Below are 17,184 nucleotides of genomic sequence, written 5' to 3'. Positions count from 1 at the left end.
CTAACGCTCCTGGTTGTAGGTGCTGTCAGGACCACCGTGGTGATTCCCGGTGGACTGACCGTTCGTGTCACTACCTTCATTGCGCCCCCGCAGGACACCGCGGCGCAGGTTGCTCAACCTGCCCCTGACGTCCTCGGGTGCGCGGGAAACCTGGGGGCCGCCCTGCGGGGTCTGCTCAGCCTTGCCCTCGACCAGGTTGGCCTTGGGCACCCGCCGGGGGAGACCGGAGGGGGTGACCCCGCCCGCCTTCGGCTCGCGCAGCTTGTCCGCCCGCTGCCAGCGCTCGTCGTTCGACGAATGCCAGCCGGCCGGTCCGCTGCCGTCACCGTCCCCTTCCCCGTTGTTCTGCTGCTCGGGATTCTGCTGTCCGGCATGGTGCTGACCGGAACTCTGCTGACCGGGAAGATCCGCTTCCGGGACGGCCCTGGGAGCCTGCGGCTGGCCGCCACGGCGGGGGAGGCCGGCGTCGGTCAGTTCGTGGGAAGTGCTCGGAGACGGTCCCGGACGGTCGAAGCCTACGCGTTCAAAAGGACCTGCGGGAGCGCCCTGCGCAGATTCCGCCTCCGGCTGGTAGGCCGACCGGAAACCGTCCTGGTACGTGGCCTGACCAGCCCAGTCGTCCTGGTGGGCCGACGATTCGAACGAGCGGTCGTAGGGCTGCTGCAGGCTGTCGGACGCGGGGTGGCCGGAGCCCCCGTAGACCGCGTCCTGGTGGCCGTCCTGGGCCCCGTAACCGTTCTGGCCGTACGGCGCCCGCTGCTCCTCGCCGTACTGCGCGTAGCCGTCGTGCTGCTGCGTGTACTGATCCTGCTGCGTGTACTGCGGCTGCTGCCCGTGCCCGTGCTGCTCCGGCACCGGGACCTCGTCGCGGAACAGCGGCCTGCCGTCGCCGTTCTGCGGCCCTTCGAGCGCCGCACGGCGCTCCTCGCGCATCAGCGAACGGTTGACCGGGTCGAGACGGCGCGGCTCGCTCTCGCCGTAGCGGGTGTCGTCGAAGCCGAGCTCGGCGGCCGTCCGCTGCGGGGCCGGGTGCGGGGAGTGATGGTCCCCCGGCTCCCGGGCCGGAATGATCGAGGAGACGCTGAAGTCGTCGGCGGGCAGCTGGTCGCCGCCGCCGCCGTGCGTGATGGCGTCGGGGAGCATGACCAGCGATGTGGTGCCCGCCTGCTCGCCCGACGGGCGCAGCTGTACGCGTACACCGTGCCGGTCGGCGAGGCGGCCGACCACGAACAGCCCCATGCGCTGCGAGATCGCCGCGTCCACGGTCGGCGGGTTCGCCAGCTTGTGGTTGATGTCGGCGAAGTCCTCGGCGGTGAGACCGATGCCCTTGTCGTGGATCTCGATCATCACCCGGCCGTCCGGCAGCCGGGTCGCCGTCACGCGCACCTTGGTCTGCGGGGAGGAGAACGTCGTGGCGTTCTCCAGGAGCTCGGCGAGCAGATGCACGAGGTCGGTGACGGACTGCCCGTGGATCTCGGTCTCGGGCACCCCGCTCAGCTCTATGCGCTCGTACGACTCCACCTCGGACGAGGCGGCCCGGAGCACGTCGACCAGCGGCACCGGCTGATTCCAGCGGCGTCCCGGCTCCTCGCCCGCGAGGACGAGGAGGTTCTCACCGTTGCGGCGCATCCGGGTCGCCAGGTGGTCCAGTTTGAAGAGGCTCTCCAGCTGCTCGGGCTCGGCCTCGTTGTTCTCCAGATCGGTGATCAGCGTCAGCTGGCCCTCGATGAGCGACTGGTTGCGGCGGGAGAGGTTGGTGAAGATCGCGTTGACGTTGCCCCGGAGCATGGCCTGCTCCGACGCGAGCCTGACCGCCTCGCGGTGCACCTGGTCGAAGGCGCGCGCCACCTCGCCGATCTCGTCCTGGGTGTGGATCGGAATGGGCTCGACACGGGTGTCCACCCGGCCCGGCTCGGTACGCGAGAGCTGATCGACGAGCATCGGAAGCCGCTGCTCGGCCACCCCGAAGGCGGCGGTGCGCAGCCGGCGCATCGCCCGGCTCATCTGGCGGGCCATCATCCCGGCGAGGACGAAGGCGATCAGGAGGGCGACGAGGACGACGGCGCCGTTGGTGATGGCGTCGTTCTTCGCGTTGTGCGAGATGACCGACGCGTCCCCGACCGCCTTGTCGACCAGGTCCTTCTCGACCGAGCTGTAGCCGTTGAACTTGGTGCCGGCCGCGATGTCCCAGGACTCGGAGTCGATGCCCTTGGCCTTCAGCGCGGCGGGGGTCTGGCCCTTGCCGATCTCGGCCGCGATGCCGTCGAACATCGAACCGGCCTTGGACGGCGGCTGCACGTAGTGCTTCTTGGTGCCCTTGGCCGAATCCCTGTCCTCGTCGGCGAAGTGCTTGGCGCTGGTGGCCTGGAAGGCCATTTCCTTCTTCAGCGCGGTGGCATCCGCCTCGGTGCCGCCCGAGACGTATTCCTGGAGCGCGATCTGCTCCAGGTAGTTGTACGAGTTGAACGCGACGACCTGTGCCTGGAAGGTCGCCGGGTCCTGGCTCGGGCGTACCAGCAGGTGCGTGCCGATGGCGCGCTGAAGCGACTCCGCGGCCTGGGCCAGCTGGATCGCGTAGACGGTGCGGCCGTAGCTGGTGATGTTGCCGGTGCCGAGGCCGAGTTCGTTGGAGAACTCCATCAGCGAGTGCTGGACCTTGACGTAGCCCTCTTCGGTCTTCACCGGGTCCATCGCCTCGGCGTACGCGGTCTTGCGCAGCGTGGCGAGAGTGGGCTCCTCGGCGCGGAAGAGCTTGAGGCGGCGCTGGAGGCCCTTGGTCTTCGGCAGGTCCTTGACCGCGGTGTCGAAGGACTTCGCGGCGTCGTCGGTGCGCTCGTAGGCCCTTTTGACGTTGAAGTCGCCGGTGCGCTTGTTGGACAGCAGCGGCTCCGCGCTGGTGTCCCGCTCGTTGAGGAGCGCTTCGCTGTAGGCCGAAGCGGACCGTACGACGAGTGCAACCCGTTCGGCGTCCTGAGCGTCATTCCAGGTGGTGATCGAGCTGTGGACCTGGAACCCGCCCATGACGAGGCCGACGACCACGGGAATCAGCAGAATGGCGTTGAGTTTGGTGGGCACCCGCCAGTTGCGCGGCGCGAGCCTGCTGCCGCTCTGCACGGCGTCGCTGCCCGCGGCAGCGGCTCCGGACCGGTCGGCAGGCGTCGCCGACTGCGACGGCGGCGTGAAGTTCCCCCGCGCCTGCTCCGCCGCGGAGCTGTTCCTGCTTCGCCTCACTCGACCAACAACCTCTCGGCGTCGGCACCTACGGTGTGCCGTCCATCATTCATAGCCGTACTGCGGACCGCCGCCGGTCGGAGGCGGTCCTACTCGGGAGTTCGCCGAATTGCAGCACGTCGGGCGGCGTGGTTCCAAACAGCTGGAACCCGCCGCGCCGAGTGGCGTACGCCTCAGATAAAACGGTCATAAAGAGCGAGCCGCGCCAAAAGCCGAGGCGGATGTGAGCGCAGCGGCACCATGCGAATGCAACGGGTGTCCGCAGTCGATGAATTCTCTGTCGAAACGTTATGAACATGGGGGCGGATCGTGTCAAAGGACACAAGTCCGCCCCAGAACGGCTACGACAACTGCCGTAGAAGCATGACTACTTGAGACGTGCCATCAGTGCGTGCTCGACGAGCGTGATCAGTCCGCTCTTTGCATCTGCGCGGTGTCGTGCGTCGGTGGTGAGGATGGGGGTGTCGGGGCCGATCTGGAGTGCTTCGCGTACTTCGTCGGGGGTGTAGGGCTGGTGTCCGTCGAAGCCGTTGAGGGCGATGACGAAGGGGAGTCCTGAGTTTTCGAAGTAGTCGACGGCGGGGAAGCAGTCGGAAAGGCGGCGGGTGTCGACGAGGACGACGGCGCCGATGGCTCCGCGTACGAGGTCGTCCCACATGAACCAGAAGCGGTCCTGGCCGGGGGTGCCGAACAGGTAGAGGATCAGGTCCTGGTCGAGGGTGATGCGTCCGAAGTCCATGGCCACCGTGGTGGTGGTCTTGTCGCCGGTGTGTGTGAGGTCGTCGATGCCTGCCGAAGCGGACGTCATGACGGCCTCGGTACGCAGCGGGTTGATCTCCGAGACGGCGCCGACGAACGTGGTCTTACCCACGCCGAAGCCCCCTGCCACCACGATCTTCGCGGAGGTGGTCGATCTGACCGCACCGCCACTAGAGCTTGCGAAGTCCACTGAGCACCCTTTCGAGCAGTGTCACGTCCGGCGTGCCGCCGGCCTCTCCGTTGCCCGGCTGGTGAATGGCCACCATGCCGGCCTCCGCCAGGTCGGCCACGAGGATCCGCGCCACGCCCAAAGGCATCGAGAGCAGCGCCGAGACCTCGGCCACCGACTTGACCTCACGGCACAGGTGGCAGATCCGCTGGTGCTCGGGAAGCAGACCCGCGAGGTGCGCCGGGTCGGCCGTGGTGCTGACCAGCGCCTCGATGGCGAGCTGGTAGCGGGGCCGGGTCCGGCCGCCGGTCATGGCGTACGGACGTACCAGCGGCTGGTCGCCTTCACTGTCGTACGACGTGTCGTGGAGCACGCCGTACGGATCGTGAGAGGCGGGGGGCGGGGTCATGGATCCTCCGGGCGTGACAGCGATGAGTCGGAGTGCCGTCTGACTGGGCCGGTGGGGGGCGGGATGCGGCCGGACGGTTGGTGATGAACGTACGGGCTGAACCTGTGGGGGAGGTGTCTAGTGGAGCAGGCTCCCCTGCAGTTCGGCGCGCAGGTCCGGGGTGAGGACACTGCCCGCACGGTCGACGAGCAGAGCCATCTCGTACCCGACCAGGCCGATGTCGCAGTCCGGGTGGGAGAGCACGGCCAGCGACGAGCCGTCGGAGACGGACATCAGGAAGAGGAAGCCGCGCTCCATCTCCACCACGGTCTGGGCGACTTCGCCGCCCTCGAAGATCCGGGAGGCGCCCGCGGTGAGCGAGGTCAGCCCGGAGGCGACGGCCGCCAGCTGGTCGGCACGGTCACGCGGAAAGCCTTCGGACATCGCCAGAAGGAGTCCGTCGGCGGAGACCACCACTGTGTGGGACACCCCGGGGGTGTTGTCCACGAAGTTCGTGATCAACCAGTTCAGATTCTGCGCTGCCTGGCTCATCGGACTCAACTAGTGCTCCTGCTGGTGAGAGGGGCCGGTTCCGGCCTGGCGACCCTGTTGGATGCCGCGCCGGAGATTGGTCAGCCGGCCGCGTACGTCGTCAGGCGCACGCGAGACCTGCGGACCGGCCTGGTGGGCCTGCTGCTGTGCGGTGCCGGGGACCAGATTGGCACGGGGAACACGTCGGGGCAGACCGGATGTGGTGACACCACCGGCGGCGGGCTTCTTCGCCCGCTCGGCCTGCCGTACGAGTTCGTCGTTGGGCGACGCCCGCCAGTTGCTGCCGGGGGCGGTCTGCGCCATCGGCTCGCTGAGCGGTGCCGGGGGAGCGGTCGGCTCCGGCTGCCGGGGAGCGGACGGTTCCTGCGGCTCGGCGGCCCTCGCGGACTGCGCGCCGTGGAACCAGTTGGTCTCCAGCGTGTCGTAGAGCGGCGTGCGCCCGTCGCCGGGGTCGGCGGCCGGCGGCAGCGCGTCGTACTGCGGCTGCGGAGGCAGGCTCTGCGGAGCTGCGGGGCGCGGCGCGCCGAAGTCGTTCTCGGCACGCTCGCGCTGCTGGTGCGGTGCGCTGCCGGGAGCGTCCGAAGGTGCTGCCGGGCGCGGGGCGTCGAAGCCGCCGAAGTCCGAGAAGTCGGCCCGCGGGAACTGCGCCGTGGACGCCGGGTCCTGCGGCTGCGGTTGCTGCTGCCGGTCCTGGTACGGGAGGTTCTGCTGCTGTGTGTTCGGGTACCGGTCGTCCTGGTACCGCTCGTCCTGCTGCTGAGCCTGCGGCACCTGGGGTATCTGCGGTACCTGGGGTATCTGCGGGCGGCGCCGCGGGCCACGGACGTCGGGACGCTCGAAGACGTCGGCCCGCTCGAACTGACCGGTGGAGCCGGGCGGCGGTCCGTTGAAGTCCGGACGCTGGAACTCGGCGGTGGAGCCGGGGCCCTGGCGGTCGGCGGAGAGCCGGTCACCGGCCTGGCGGTTGTCGCCGAACGGGTCGTCGGCGAACCGGCCGTCGGCCGGGGCGCGCTCGCCGGACTGGCGGAGCGGGCGCATCGGCTGGCGGTACTGGGCGCCGGGGCCGTTCGCACCGGCTCCGTGGGTCCTGGCGTCCGGCTCCTCATGGCCGCGCGGCAGGTCCTGGGCAGCCCGCTGCGGGAGCTCGTTGCCCCAGCTGGTGGTCTGCGGGCGCTGCGGTGCCTGCGGATTCTGCGGCGGCTGAGGGCTCTGCGGGGCAGGGGCCTGCGACCGGGGATTGCCACCGGGCAGTTCCGCCCGCGGGCCGCCGGTGGGCGGCAGCTGCTGCTGACGGCCGGCCGGGGGCTGGAACATGCCGTCCCCGGGCTGCTGCTGTCCGTTGTTGCGGCCGGGGGCTGCTTCCTGACCGCCCTGACCGCCCTGGCCGCCGCGGCCGGTACGCCGTGGCATGGGTGCGCCGGCGCCGAAGGCGTTCATCGCCGGAGCGGGTGCGGAGCCGCTCTGCGGCTGGCCCTGCTGCTGCGGGCCGCCCGGCTGGATGGAGCGGTCGCCGTCGCGGGAGGGCAGCGCGGCACGCGGACCCGTTCCCGAGACCTGGCCGCGCGGTGCACCGGAAGCCGGGCCGGTCCCGGCGCCCGTACCTGCGACTGCGCCCGCACCGGCTCGGTTCGGTGCACCCGTGCTCTGCTGCTGTGTCTGTCCCAGCTGCTGCGGCTGCTGCCGGCCGCCGGGCATCCCCGGCATCCCCGGCTTGCCCGCGCCCGGGGCCTTCTTGCCGCCCTGGGCGACATCGACGGGCAGCATGACGAGCGCCGTCGTACCACCGGAGTCGGACGGCCGGAGCTGGATTCGGATGCCGTGGCGCAGCGACAGCCGGCCGACCACGAACAGACCCATGCGGCGGGAGACGGAGACATCCACGGTGGGCGGCGACGCGAGCCGCTCGTTGATCGCGGCGAGGTCCTCGGGGGAGAGGCCGATGCCGGTGTCGTGGATCTCGACGAGCACCCGTCCGTCGGGCAGCGCGTGACCGGTCACACGGACCTTGGTCTGCGGCGACGAGAACGACGTGGCGTTCTCCAGCAGCTCCGCGAGCAGGTGGACGAGGTCGTTGACGACGCGTCCGGCGACCTCGGTCGCGGGTACCGCCGCCAGTTCGATGCGCTCGTACTGCTCCACCTCGGACGCGGCGGCGCGGAGCACGTCGACGAGCGGCACGGGCCTGGTCCACCGGCGGCCCGGCTCCTCGCCCGCGAGGACGAGGAGGTTCTCACCGTTACGGCGCATGCGGGTCGCGAGGTGGTCGAGCTTGAAGAGCGAGGACAGCTGGTCCGGGTCGGCCTCGCGCGACTCCAGTTCGGAGATGAGCGAGAGCTGGCGCTGGATGAGGCCCTGGCTGCGGCGCGAGAGGTTGGTGAACATCGCGTTGACGTTGCCCCGGAGCATGGCCTGCTCCGACGCGAGCCGGACGGCCTCGCGGTGCACGTCGTCGAAGGCCGCGGCGACCTTTCCGATCTCGTCCCGGCTGTGCACACCGACGGACTCCACCGAGGTGTCGACATCCTGCGGGTCGGTCTCGGAGAGCTGCTTGACCAGTTCCGGAAGCCGCTCGCTGGCGACCTTGGTCGCGGTGTCCTGGAGCCGCCGCAGCGAGCGGATCATGGAACGGGCCACGACATAGGCGCCGACCAGCGAGACGCCCAGGACGAGCACGATGAGCGCGGCGTTGATGATCGCCTCGCGCTCCGCGTCGTTGCGCAGCCCGCGGGCCTTCTGCTCCATCTCGCCGAGCAGCGTGGCCTCGATGGTCTTCATGGCCGTGATGCGGTTGCTGTCCGCGTCGTACCAGTCCTTGTACGAACGAGGGGTCTGGCTCTCCAGACCGCCCTGGTTCTCCAGGACGTGCTTCGCGTACAGGCTCGCGGCCGTGATCTCCGGGTTGCCGGTGTCCAGCGGGGCGGTCAGCGTCGCCGAGTTGCCCGCGTAGACCAGCTTGAAGGACTTGAGCGCGTCGTCCTCGCTCTGCATGGCGGACTTGGCGAAGAGCCGGTCGCTCTCCGCCAGGTGGCCGTGGCCCTTCTTGTTCGGCGGCAGGGCGGCGGCGATGACGGCACGCTGGATGGACGCGTACTCCTTGGCGGAGGAGAAGGCCGCCAGCGCGCGGGTCCGCTTGATCATCTCGGGGTTGGCGGTCGCCTGGGCCATGTCCTGGGACAGGCCGAGCAGCGAGTCGATCAGTTCGCTGTACTCGTTGACCGTCTGCGAGGTGGTGGCGCTGCCCTGGTACGCGTCGGCGCGGATGGCCTTGAGCCGGGTCAGCTTGGTGGCGATGCCCCGGAGGCTGCCGCGGATCGACTCGATCGAGTCGTCGCGCTTCGCGTTGTCGAAGTCGGCGGTGCCCGCGAGGAAGGCCTGGTCGGCGAGGTCGGTGCGCTTGCGGGGCTCTTCGACGTTGAAGTCGCTGGCTTTCGCACCGTGCGACAGCGGACCCGCGGACTTGTCGCGCTCCTCCTGGAGCGCGGCGGCCAGCTCGGTCGCCTGCTTGGTCATCTGGGTGAGCAGCTGCATGTGGTCCAGCTGCTGCATCTTGTCCAGCGAGTCATTGATGCGCAGCCCGCCCAGGGTGGTCGCGGCGACCACGGGCAGTGCCAGCAGAGAGACGAGCCTGGTGCTGATGCGCCAGTTGCGCAGGGCTACTCGTGAGCCCGTGTTGACCGGGCCCTTGGGTTTCGGCACAGCCGGAGCCGAGGGCGTGGTCCTGGACTCACCGCCGCCGGCCGCAGCCGGACCATGGTTCTGCGGGGTCTGGGCGTGCTGGGGCGAGGAGCCGCGGTCGGTCCCGCCGCGCGGCTCCTCTTCAGCCGCAGCGCTGCCATCCCTCTTGAAACGTCCCTGCACTAGCGTCGCAACCTCTGGACCAGGCGTTCCCCCGCACAGGCGGCGGAACGGTGTCGAGTCGTGGGGCGCGGCGCGCCCCATGGTGGTCGTCAGTGACCGGCGTGTTCTCCCCCTTTTACCGCCGCCACTTGGCGCTGCGTCGCGCCCTTCGTGCGCCGGCCTGCCTGTGTTTTCACAAAGACTGCGCGGCAGTGCGTGGAATTCCAGCACAGCGACGGATCTCCAACAAGGCCCGAGTACCGGGATGTGACCTTATTGACAGGGCGTGAGCGTCACATCACCTGGCGTAGAAATTGTTCCCGGATGAATCGGACTTTTGTTTACGTACTGCTTACGGGTCAGGGGTGTCCCAGTCGCGATGATCAGGAGCGGAATGGGAGCTTCAGGTACGTAATGTCCGCTTACTGGGTCAGGAATGGGTGACCGCAATGCCCTAAATATCACTCAACTCGTGAGCAAACTCACACCTAGATCGTTGTCCTGGCCACGCTTCTGCGGGGAATCAGATGTTTAGCCTGACCCTTTGCAAGGGATGGCGAATCCGACACCGGCGCTCCGGCGCCGCCCGACCGACAGGGCCTCACGAACAGATGAAGACCACGACGTTGTTCCGCAACATTGCCAACCCCCGCCGCACCACGCTCGCCCATCTCCCGGACGCCGAGCAGCTGCAGCGCCCCGAGCAGCCGGAGCACGCCGCGACCCTGCCGGCCGTGACGGCGAACCCGCGCCGCACCATCCTGATGGAAGCACCGGCCCCGGCGCAGGTCATCGGCGCGAAGTAATCGCGCCGGAGCCCCCCGCCGCCGCGTTAGCCTGGAGCGTCAGACTCCAGCCAGCCAGTAAGTGAGGGGCGACAGCACTCGTGCGCATCGCCAGATTCTCCATCGACGGCAATGTCGCCTTCGGCGTGGTCGAGGGCGAGGGCTCCGATCCCTCGGGCGACCTCGTCCTCGACATCATCAAGGGCATTCCGTACGCCGACTTCGAGCTCTCCGGTGTCAAGGTCCCGCTGAGCAAGGTGCGGCTGCTGCCCCCCGTACTCCCCAACAAGGTCGTGGCCTTCGGCCGCAACTACGCGGAGCACGCCGCGGAGCTCGGCAACGCCGTGCCCGACGCGCCGTTCGCCTTCTTCAAGCCGACCACATCGGTGATCGGCTCGGGGGACGCGATCGAGTACCCCTCCTTCTCCAGCGAACTGCACCACGAGGCCGAACTCGCCGTGGTGATCGGCCGGATGTGCCGCGAGGTCCCCCGCGAGCGTGTCAAGGACGTCATCTTCGGCTACACCTGCGCCAACGACGTCACCGCCCGTGATGTGCAGAAGCGCGAGAAGCAGTGGGCCAGGGCCAAGGGCTTCGACACCTCCTGCCCGCTCGGGCCCTGGGTGGAGACGGACCTCGACCCGTCCGACGTCACCATCCAGGCCACGGTCAACGGCGGCCAGCGGCAGCTCGGCCGGACCAGCGAGATGATCCACTCCATCGAGGATCTGATCGTCAACATCTCCGACGCCATGACGCTGCTGCCCGGCGACGTCATCCTGACCGGCACCCCGGCCGGCGTCGGACCGCTCAACGTCGGCGACGAGGTCGCCGTCTCCATCGAAGGCATCGGCACTCTCACCAACAAGGTGATCAAGCGTGGCTAACGCGACGAAGTCCCCGGGGGTACCCCCCCGCGTACGTTTCTGTCCCTCCCCGACCGGCAACCCTCACGTGGGACTGGTCCGCACCGCCCTGTTCAACTGGGCCTTCGCCCGGCACACCGGCGGCTCCATGGTCTTCCGTATCGAGGACACCGACGCGGCACGCGACTCCGAGGATTCGTACAACCAGCTGCTCGACTCGCTGCGCTGGCTCGGCCTGGACTGGGACGAGGGCCCCGACGAGAAGGGCGGCCCGCACGCGCCGTACCGCCAGTCGCAGCGCATGGACATCTACGCGGACATCGCGAAGAAGCTCCAGGACGCGGGCCACGCGTACGACTGCTACTGCACCACCGCCGAGCTCGACGAGCGCCGTGACGCCGCCCGCAAGGCAGGACGGCCCTCCGGCTACGACGGCCACTGCCGGGACCTCACCGCGGGCCAGGTCGAGGAGTACCGGACAGAGGGCCGGACCTCCATCGTCCGCTTCCGGATGCCCGACGAGACGATCACCTTCACGGACCTGGTCCGCGGCGAGCTGACCTTCACGCCGGAGAACGTGCCGGACTACGGGATCGTCCGGGCCAACGGCGCGCCGCTGTACACCCTCGTCAACCCGGTCGACGACGCGCTGATGGAGATCACGCACGTGCTGCGCGGCGAGGATCTGCTCTCCTCCACCCCGCGCCAGATCGCGCTCTACAAGGCGCTGATCGACATCGGCGTCGCCAAGTACGTCCCGCTCTTCGGGCATCTCCCGTACGTCATGGGCGAAGGGAACAAGAAGCTCTCGAAGCGGGACCCGCAGGCATCCCTCAACCTCTACCGTGAGCGGGGCTTCCTCCCCGAGGGCCTGCTCAACTACCTGTCCCTGCTGGGCTGGTCGTACTCGGCGGACCAGGACATCTTCTCCGTCGCCCAGCTGGTCGAGAAGTTCGACATCGCGGACGTCAACGCCAACCCGGCCCGCTTCGACCTGAAGAAGGCCGAGGCGATCAACGCCGACCACATCCGCCTGCTGGACGTCAATGCCTTCGCCGAGGCGTGCATGCCGTGGCTGCGCGCCCCGCACGCCAACTGGCCGCAGGAGAACTTCGACCAGGCGGCGTGGGAGGCCATCGCCCCGTACGCGCAGACCCGCCTCACGGTCCTCTCGGACATCACGGCCAACGTCGACTTCCTCTTCCTCGACCGGCCGGTCGAGGACGAGGCGTCCTGGGTGAAGGCGATGAAGGGCGACCCGGTGGCCCTGCTCACCACGGCTCGCGCGAAGCTCGCCGACGCCGACTGGTCCAGCCCCGAGGCGCTGAAGGCCGCCGTGCTCGCGGCCGGCGAGGAGCACGGCCTCAAGCTCGGCAAGGCCCAGGCCCCGGTCCGCGTCGCCGTCACCGGCCGCACGGTCGGCCTGCCGCTCTTCGAGTCCCTGGAGATCCTGGGCCGGGACCGCTCGCTGGAGCGGATCGACGCGGCGCTGGCGAAGCTGGCAGCCTGAACCCATGGCGATCCGCGCCGTCCTCTGGGACATCGACGACACGATCTTCGACTACACCACCGCGGACCGCACAGGACTGCTGCAGCACCTGAAGACCGAGGGCCTGCCCGACGGATACACCTCCATCGAGCAGGCCCTCGGCCGCTGGCGCGAGATCACCGATCTGCAGTGGGCGAGGTTCGCCGCGGGCGAGACCGACTGGCAGGGCCAGCGCCGCGAGCGGGTCCGGACCTTCACCGGTACGGAGCTGAGCGACGAGGAGGCCGATGCCTGGTTCGCCCGGCACCTGGCGCACTACGAGGCGGCCTGGGCGCTCTTCCCGGACGCCGTCCCGGTACTCGACGAGCTGGCGGACGACTACCGCCACGGCCTCCTCTCCAATTCCGCGGCCCGCAACCAGGACCGCAAGCTGCGCGTCCTTGGGGTACGGGACCGGTTCGAGGTGCTGGTCTGCGCGGCCGACCTGGGGGTGGCCAAGCCCGCGGCCGGAGCCTTCCACGCGGCGTGCGACGCGCTCTGCCTGGACCCGCCGGAGGTCCTGTACGTGGGGGACCACCCGGACATCGACGCCGCCGGAGCGCTCGCCGCCGGACTGCGGGCGGTCTGGCTGGACCGTGCGGACCGCGGGGGGCGTCCCGAGCTGGACCGGATCACCGGGCTGGGCGGACTTCCCGGGCTGCTCCGGGGCGATACCCGTTTTGGAGCGCCGTCCACCTTCAGGTAATGTTCTTCTTGCGCCGCCCGAGCGGGCCGGAAGGCCGGAGCGGACAGCGTGAGTGAAACAGACCCTCCAGGGGTTGCGTTTCATTGGGCTATGGTGTAATTGGCAACACAACGGTTTCTGGTACCGTCATTCTAGGTTCGAGTCCTGGTAGCCCAGCGCAGGATCAGCAGTAACTCACCTTGCAGTACAAGCCCCCGTTGTGTAGCGGCCTAGCACGCTGCCCTCTCACGGCAGTAGCGCCGGTTCGAATCCGGTCGGGGGTACAGATCCTTCCCGTGAGTTCATCAGGGTCGCACCCGATGAGCTTGATGCAGGATCGCCAGGGCCCCCGTTGTGTAGCGGCCTAGCACGCTGCCCTCTCACGGCAGTAGCGCCGGTTCGAATCCGGTCGGGGGTACTCCACCATGGGCTATGGTGTAATTGGCAACACAACGGTTTCTGGTACCGTCATTCTAGGTTCGAGTCCTGGTAGCCCAGCGCAACACTTGTTGTACAAGCCCCCGTTGTGTAGCGGCCTAGCACGCTGCCCTCTCACGGCAGTAGCGCCGGTTCGAATCCGGTCGGGGGTACAGGACAAGTAAGGTCCTTCACTTCGGTGAAGGGCCTTTTTGCATGCCCGGATGCCCGAACTCCCGGTGGCGTGCGCTCCGTTCACAGCCCGTAGCGGCGCGCCGACTCCTCTTCCTGCGCCAGCCTGTGCAGTGAATTCAGCAGCGGCTCGTAGAGCACGGTCGCCACGACGGCCGACTCCACCTGCTCCTTCTCCGAGGGGTACGTCTCCATCATGTCCAGGTCCTGCACAGCCACTTGATGCATCAGCCGGGCCTGCTGGACCAGGTAATCGGCCTCGCACGGATAGCCGAGCCGCAGCAGTGTGGCCACCGACGCGACCAGCGAACGGTGGGCGGGTGAGAGCTCGCCGATCTCCTGTGCGGTCGTCCAGCCCAGCCGGCCCAGGAGCCGGTCGACCTCGCTGCGCGCGGCGGCCGTGACGGGCGCCGCGTCGTCCGGATCGGGTCCGTGCGGCAGTGCCCAGAGAGCCGCTCCCAGCCGGATCGTGCGGCTCAGGGACGCGTCGTCGACATGGCTCAGTACCTCCCGCGCCGTGGCCACCGGGAGCCCGCCGACCTGGATGAGCGCACGCACCAGGCGCAGCCGGCGCAGATGGCTCCCGTCGTAGTCGGCCCGGGTCGCACTGATCCGGTGGCCTGCGGGCAGCAACCGCTCCCGCAGGTAGTACTTGATCGTCGCGGTCGGGACGCCGCTCTGCTCGCTGAGTTCCGACAGTCGCATTCCTGGCGCCTTCCCTTGCGCAGCCGTTCGAACAGTGCCACTGTCCATTACTGGATAGCGTCACTATCCAACACCATGCTCCAGTACGGCGAAGTCCAGCCAAGCGAAGTCCAGTACGGCGAAGGGGGTACGGCATGTTCGCGAAACCGGTTCCGGGACGGACGACTGCGGCCGCTGAGGGTGATGTGGTCGTCCTGCTGATCGGGATGCGCATCAACCACTTCCGGGGAGTGCACCACTGGTTCCCGGTCCTCCTGGCGATGCCGCGCATGCTCAGGGAGTTGTCCAGGGACAAGAGCCGGGGGCTGCTCGGCTACACGCTGCTGACGGGCTCGCCGCGGACGTACTACGTCGTCCAGTACTGGGAGTCGAAGGAGAAGCTGTACGCGTACGCGTCCGCCCCCGACATGTTCCACCGCACGGCGTGGGCCAGGATCAACCGCACGGAGCGCAAGTCCCGGCAGCATGTGGGGCTGTGGCACGAGACGTACATCGTGCCGGAGGGGTCGTACGAATCCATCTACGCCGATATGCCGCCCTACGGGCTGTCGGCGGCGACCGGTGTGCTCCCGGTCGGGGGGAGGGGCCGCTCGGCGGCGGAGCGTCTCGCGCACCGCTCCGGTGCGAAGCCGGCGCGCCCCGCGCGCTGACGGCGGACCGGGTCCGCGGGGGCCGCCACGACGCTGGGGCGGCCCGCCGGGATGGCGGGGCGGTGGTGCTCAAAAGGGGCTGGAGCCGACGGGGCTCCGGTCAGCTGGTGCGGCGCAGCGCCTCGGAGAGGCGCCCGGCGGCATCGATGACCGCCTGGGCGTGCATCCGGCCCGGGTGGCGGGTCAGCCGCTCGATGGGCCCCGAGACGGAGACGGCGGCGACCACCCGGTTCGAAGGCCCGCGTACCGGGGCCGAGACCGAGGCCACGCCCGGCTCGCGCTCGCCGATCGACTGGGCCCAGCCCCTGCGGCGCACTCCGGACAGCGCCGTCGCCGTGAAGCGGGCGCCCTGGAGTCCGCGGTGGAGCCGCTCGGGCTCCTCCCAGCCCATCAGGATCTGGGCCGAGGAGCCGGCCTTCATGGTGAGCGTCGAGCCGACCGGAACGGTGTCCCGCAGCCCGGAGAGCCGCTCGGCCGCCGCCACGCAGATCCGCATGTCTCCCTGCCGGCGGTAGAGCTGAGCGCTCTCGCCCGTGACATCGCGCAGATGCGTCAATACCGGCCCGGCGGTGGCCAGCAGGCGGTCCTCGCCCGCCGCCGCTGCCAGCTCGGAGAGCCGCGGACCGAGAATGAACCGGCCCTGCATGTCCCTCGCCACCAGCCGGTGGTGTTCCAGTGCCACGGCAAGGCGGTGTGCCGTGGGCCGTGCGAGCCCGGTCGCCGCGACCAGTCCGGCGAGGGTGGCCGGGCCGGACTCCAGAGCACTCAATACCAGAGCTGCCTTGTCGAGAACGCCGACGCCGCTAGAGTTGTCCATGCAACGATACTCGCGTCTCACTCTGTGAAACGCAAGTTCAATTTTCCATGGAACTTGCCAACCTGTAGGTGCGGCCGTACAACGGCTCGCAGTCACCCGCCCGGTACGGGGGTTCGGACGGGGGCGCCCGATCTCTAGTTGGGCCGGCGAAGACGCCGGCCGGAGGGAAAGCGATGGGTAGGACACTCGCGGAGAAGGTCTGGGACGACCATGTCGTCAGGCGCGCCGAAGGCGAGCCCGACCTTCTCTTCATCGATCTGCACCTGCTGCACGAAGTGACGAGCCCGCAGGCGTTCGACGGTCTGCGCCAGAACAGCCGGCCCGTACGGCGCCTCGACCTCACCATCGCCACCGAGGACCACAACACTCCCACCCTCGACATCGACAAGCCGATCGCGGACCCGGTCTCCCGCGTCCAGCTGGAGACGCTGCGCAAGAACTGCGCGGACTTCGGCGTACGGCTCCACCCGCTGGGCGACGTCGAGCAGGGCGTCGTCCACGTCGTCGGACCGCAGCTGGGTCTGACCCAGCCGGGTACCACGGTGGTCTGCGGTGACAGCCACACGTCCACGCACGGCGCCTTCGGCGCGCTGGCGTTCGGCATCGGCACCTCGCAGGTCGAGCACGTGCTGGCGACCCAGACGCTCCCGATGGCCCGCCCCATGACCATGGCCATCACGGTGGAGGGCGAACTGCCCGACTCGGTCACGGCCAAGGACCTGATCCTGGCGATCATCGCCCGGATCGGTACCGGCGGCGGCCAGGGCTACGTCCTGGAGTACCGCGGCTCCGCCATCGAGAAGCTCTCGATGGAAGCCCGGATGACCATCTGCAACATGTCGATCGAGGCGGGCGCGCGGGCGGGCATGATCGCCCCCGACCAGACCACCTTCGACTACCTCAAGGGCCGCGACCACGCCCCGCAGGACGAGGACTGGGACGCCGCGGTCGAGTACTGGAAGACGCTGCGCACCGACGACGACGCGGCATTCGACGCCGAGGTCCTCATCGACGCCGCCGAACTGGCCCCGTTCGTCACCTGGGGCACCAACCCGGGCCAGGGTGCACCGCTTTCCGCCAGCGTCCCCGACCCGGCTTCGTACGAAGACGCTTCGGAGCGCCTGGCCGCCGAAAAGGCCCTGGAATACATGGGGTTGACCGCGGGCCAGCCACTGCGCGACATCAAGGTCGACACGGTGTTCGTGGGTTCCTGCACCAACGGCCGCATCGAGGACCTGCGCAGCGCGGCCGCCCTGGTGAAGGGCCGCAGCGTCGCCGACGGCGTGCGGATGCTGGTCGTCCCCGGCTCGGTGCGGGTCGCTCTGCAGGCCATCGAGGAGGGCCTGGACAAGGTCTTCACCGCTGCGGGCGCCGAATGGCGGCACGCGGGGTGCTCAATGTGCCTGGGTATGAATCCCGACCAACTCGCGCCCGGCGAGCGCTGCGCGTCCACCTCCAACCGCAACTTCGAGGGCAGGCAGGGCAAGGGCGGCCGTACCCACCTGGTCTCCCCGCAGGTGGCCGCCGCCACCGCGGTGCTGGGGCATCTGGCCTCGCCCGCCGACCTGTCCGACGCCCCGACTCTCGTGGAGGCCTGATTTCC

The 17,184-nt window shown here is 69.2% G+C and carries 13 protein-coding genes and 5 tRNA genes; 11 read left to right on the top strand and 7 right to left on the bottom strand.

Annotated elements, in window-relative coordinates; genetic code table 11:
* The 5 genes from OG584_RS08980 to OG584_RS08960 all read right to left on the bottom strand — a co-directional run bounded on the left by OG584_RS08980 (nucleotide 1) and on the right by OG584_RS08960 (nucleotide 8,957).
* Entirely contained in the window at nucleotides 1–3,231 is a 3,231-nt protein-coding gene (locus tag OG584_RS08980) for a nitrate- and nitrite sensing domain-containing protein (protein WP_405776787.1), read from the bottom strand.
* A 367-nt stretch (nucleotides 3,232–3,598) separates the two neighbouring features.
* Nucleotides 3,599–4,180: a GTP-binding protein gene (locus tag OG584_RS08975; protein WP_405776785.1), complete on the bottom strand. Its 582-nt coding sequence runs from the start codon at nucleotides 4,178–4,180 to the stop codon at nucleotides 3,599–3,601.
* Complete coding sequence (locus tag OG584_RS08970; protein WP_405776783.1) at nucleotides 4,161–4,568, bottom strand: DUF742 domain-containing protein; 408 nt, start codon at nucleotides 4,566–4,568, stop codon at nucleotides 4,161–4,163. Before OG584_RS08970 ends, OG584_RS08975 begins: the two co-directional genes overlap by 20 nt.
* Nucleotides 4,569–4,685: 117 nt before the next feature.
* The gene (locus OG584_RS08965; protein ID WP_164260060.1) at nucleotides 4,686–5,099 is read right to left on the bottom strand and encodes a roadblock/LC7 domain-containing protein; all 414 of its coding nucleotides are present in this window, start codon (nucleotides 5,097–5,099) and stop codon (nucleotides 4,686–4,688) included.
* A 9-nt stretch (nucleotides 5,100–5,108) separates the two neighbouring features.
* On the bottom strand, nucleotides 5,109–8,957 hold the full coding sequence (locus tag OG584_RS08960; protein WP_405776781.1) for a nitrate- and nitrite sensing domain-containing protein: 3,849 nt from the start codon (nucleotides 8,955–8,957) through the stop codon (nucleotides 5,109–5,111).
* Between the two features lie 590 nt (nucleotides 8,958–9,547).
* Between OG584_RS08960 and OG584_RS08955 the strand changes: the two genes are divergently transcribed.
* The 9 genes from OG584_RS08955 (at nucleotide 9,548) to OG584_RS08915 (ending at nucleotide 13,390) form a co-directional block, all read left to right on the top strand.
* Nucleotides 9,548–9,742, top strand: a complete 195-nt coding sequence (locus OG584_RS08955) for a hypothetical protein (RefSeq protein ID WP_405776779.1) — start codon at nucleotides 9,548–9,550, stop codon at nucleotides 9,740–9,742.
* Nucleotides 9,743–9,822: 80 nt separating this feature from the next.
* On the top strand, nucleotides 9,823–10,608 hold the full coding sequence (locus tag OG584_RS08950; RefSeq protein ID WP_405776777.1) for a fumarylacetoacetate hydrolase family protein: 786 nt from the start codon (nucleotides 9,823–9,825) through the stop codon (nucleotides 10,606–10,608).
* A complete protein-coding gene (gltX, locus tag OG584_RS08945; protein ID WP_405776775.1) occupies nucleotides 10,601–12,097 on the top strand; it encodes a glutamate--tRNA ligase in 1,497 nt (498 codons plus the stop codon). Before OG584_RS08950 ends, gltX begins: the two co-directional genes overlap by 8 nt.
* Before the next feature lie 4 nt (nucleotides 12,098–12,101).
* A complete protein-coding gene (locus OG584_RS08940) occupies nucleotides 12,102–12,821 on the top strand; it encodes an HAD family hydrolase (protein WP_405776774.1) in 720 nt (239 codons plus the stop codon).
* An 84-nt stretch (nucleotides 12,822–12,905) separates the two neighbouring features.
* Nucleotides 12,906–12,977 (top strand) — tRNA-Gln (locus tag OG584_RS08935).
* Nucleotides 12,978–13,011: 34 nt separating this feature from the next.
* Nucleotides 13,012–13,084 (top strand) — tRNA-Glu (locus tag OG584_RS08930).
* 61 nt (nucleotides 13,085–13,145) lie between these two features.
* A tRNA-Glu gene (locus OG584_RS08925) sits at nucleotides 13,146–13,218 on the top strand.
* Nucleotides 13,219–13,226: 8 nt separating this feature from the next.
* A tRNA-Gln gene (locus OG584_RS08920) sits at nucleotides 13,227–13,298 on the top strand.
* Between the two features lie 19 nt (nucleotides 13,299–13,317).
* Nucleotides 13,318–13,390 (top strand) — tRNA-Glu (locus OG584_RS08915).
* Nucleotides 13,391–13,472: 82 nt separating this feature from the next.
* On the opposite strand, the gene OG584_RS08910 is transcribed toward OG584_RS08915, so the two are convergent.
* Nucleotides 13,473–14,114: a MerR family transcriptional regulator gene (locus OG584_RS08910; protein WP_405776772.1), complete on the bottom strand. Its 642-nt coding sequence runs from the start codon at nucleotides 14,112–14,114 to the stop codon at nucleotides 13,473–13,475.
* Nucleotides 14,115–14,248: 134 nt separating this feature from the next.
* On the opposite strand from OG584_RS08910, the gene OG584_RS08905 reads away from it, so the two are divergent.
* The gene (locus tag OG584_RS08905; RefSeq protein ID WP_405776770.1) at nucleotides 14,249–14,764 is read left to right on the top strand and encodes a DUF4188 domain-containing protein; all 516 of its coding nucleotides are present in this window, start codon (nucleotides 14,249–14,251) and stop codon (nucleotides 14,762–14,764) included.
* 100 nt (nucleotides 14,765–14,864) lie between these two features.
* Here the strand turns inward: OG584_RS08905 and ndgR are convergent, their stop codons facing one another.
* Nucleotides 14,865–15,581, bottom strand: a complete 717-nt coding sequence (ndgR, locus tag OG584_RS08900) for an IclR family transcriptional regulator NdgR (protein WP_164265352.1) — start codon at nucleotides 15,579–15,581, stop codon at nucleotides 14,865–14,867.
* A gap of 173 nt (nucleotides 15,582–15,754) precedes the next feature.
* On the opposite strand from ndgR, the gene leuC reads away from it, so the two are divergent.
* Nucleotides 15,755–17,179, top strand: coding sequence for a 3-isopropylmalate dehydratase large subunit (gene leuC / locus OG584_RS08895; protein ID WP_405776768.1), 1,425 nt, complete (start codon nucleotides 15,755–15,757; stop codon nucleotides 17,177–17,179).
* The last annotated feature ends 5 nt before the right edge of the window (nucleotides 17,180–17,184 follow it).

Source organism: Streptomyces sp. NBC_00859, assembly GCF_045161865.1.
Taxonomy (GTDB): domain Bacteria; phylum Actinomycetota; class Actinomycetes; order Streptomycetales; family Streptomycetaceae; genus Streptomyces.
The sequence above is the reverse complement of the archived record's forward strand: the minus strand, read 5'-3'. Positions and strand labels throughout refer to the sequence as shown.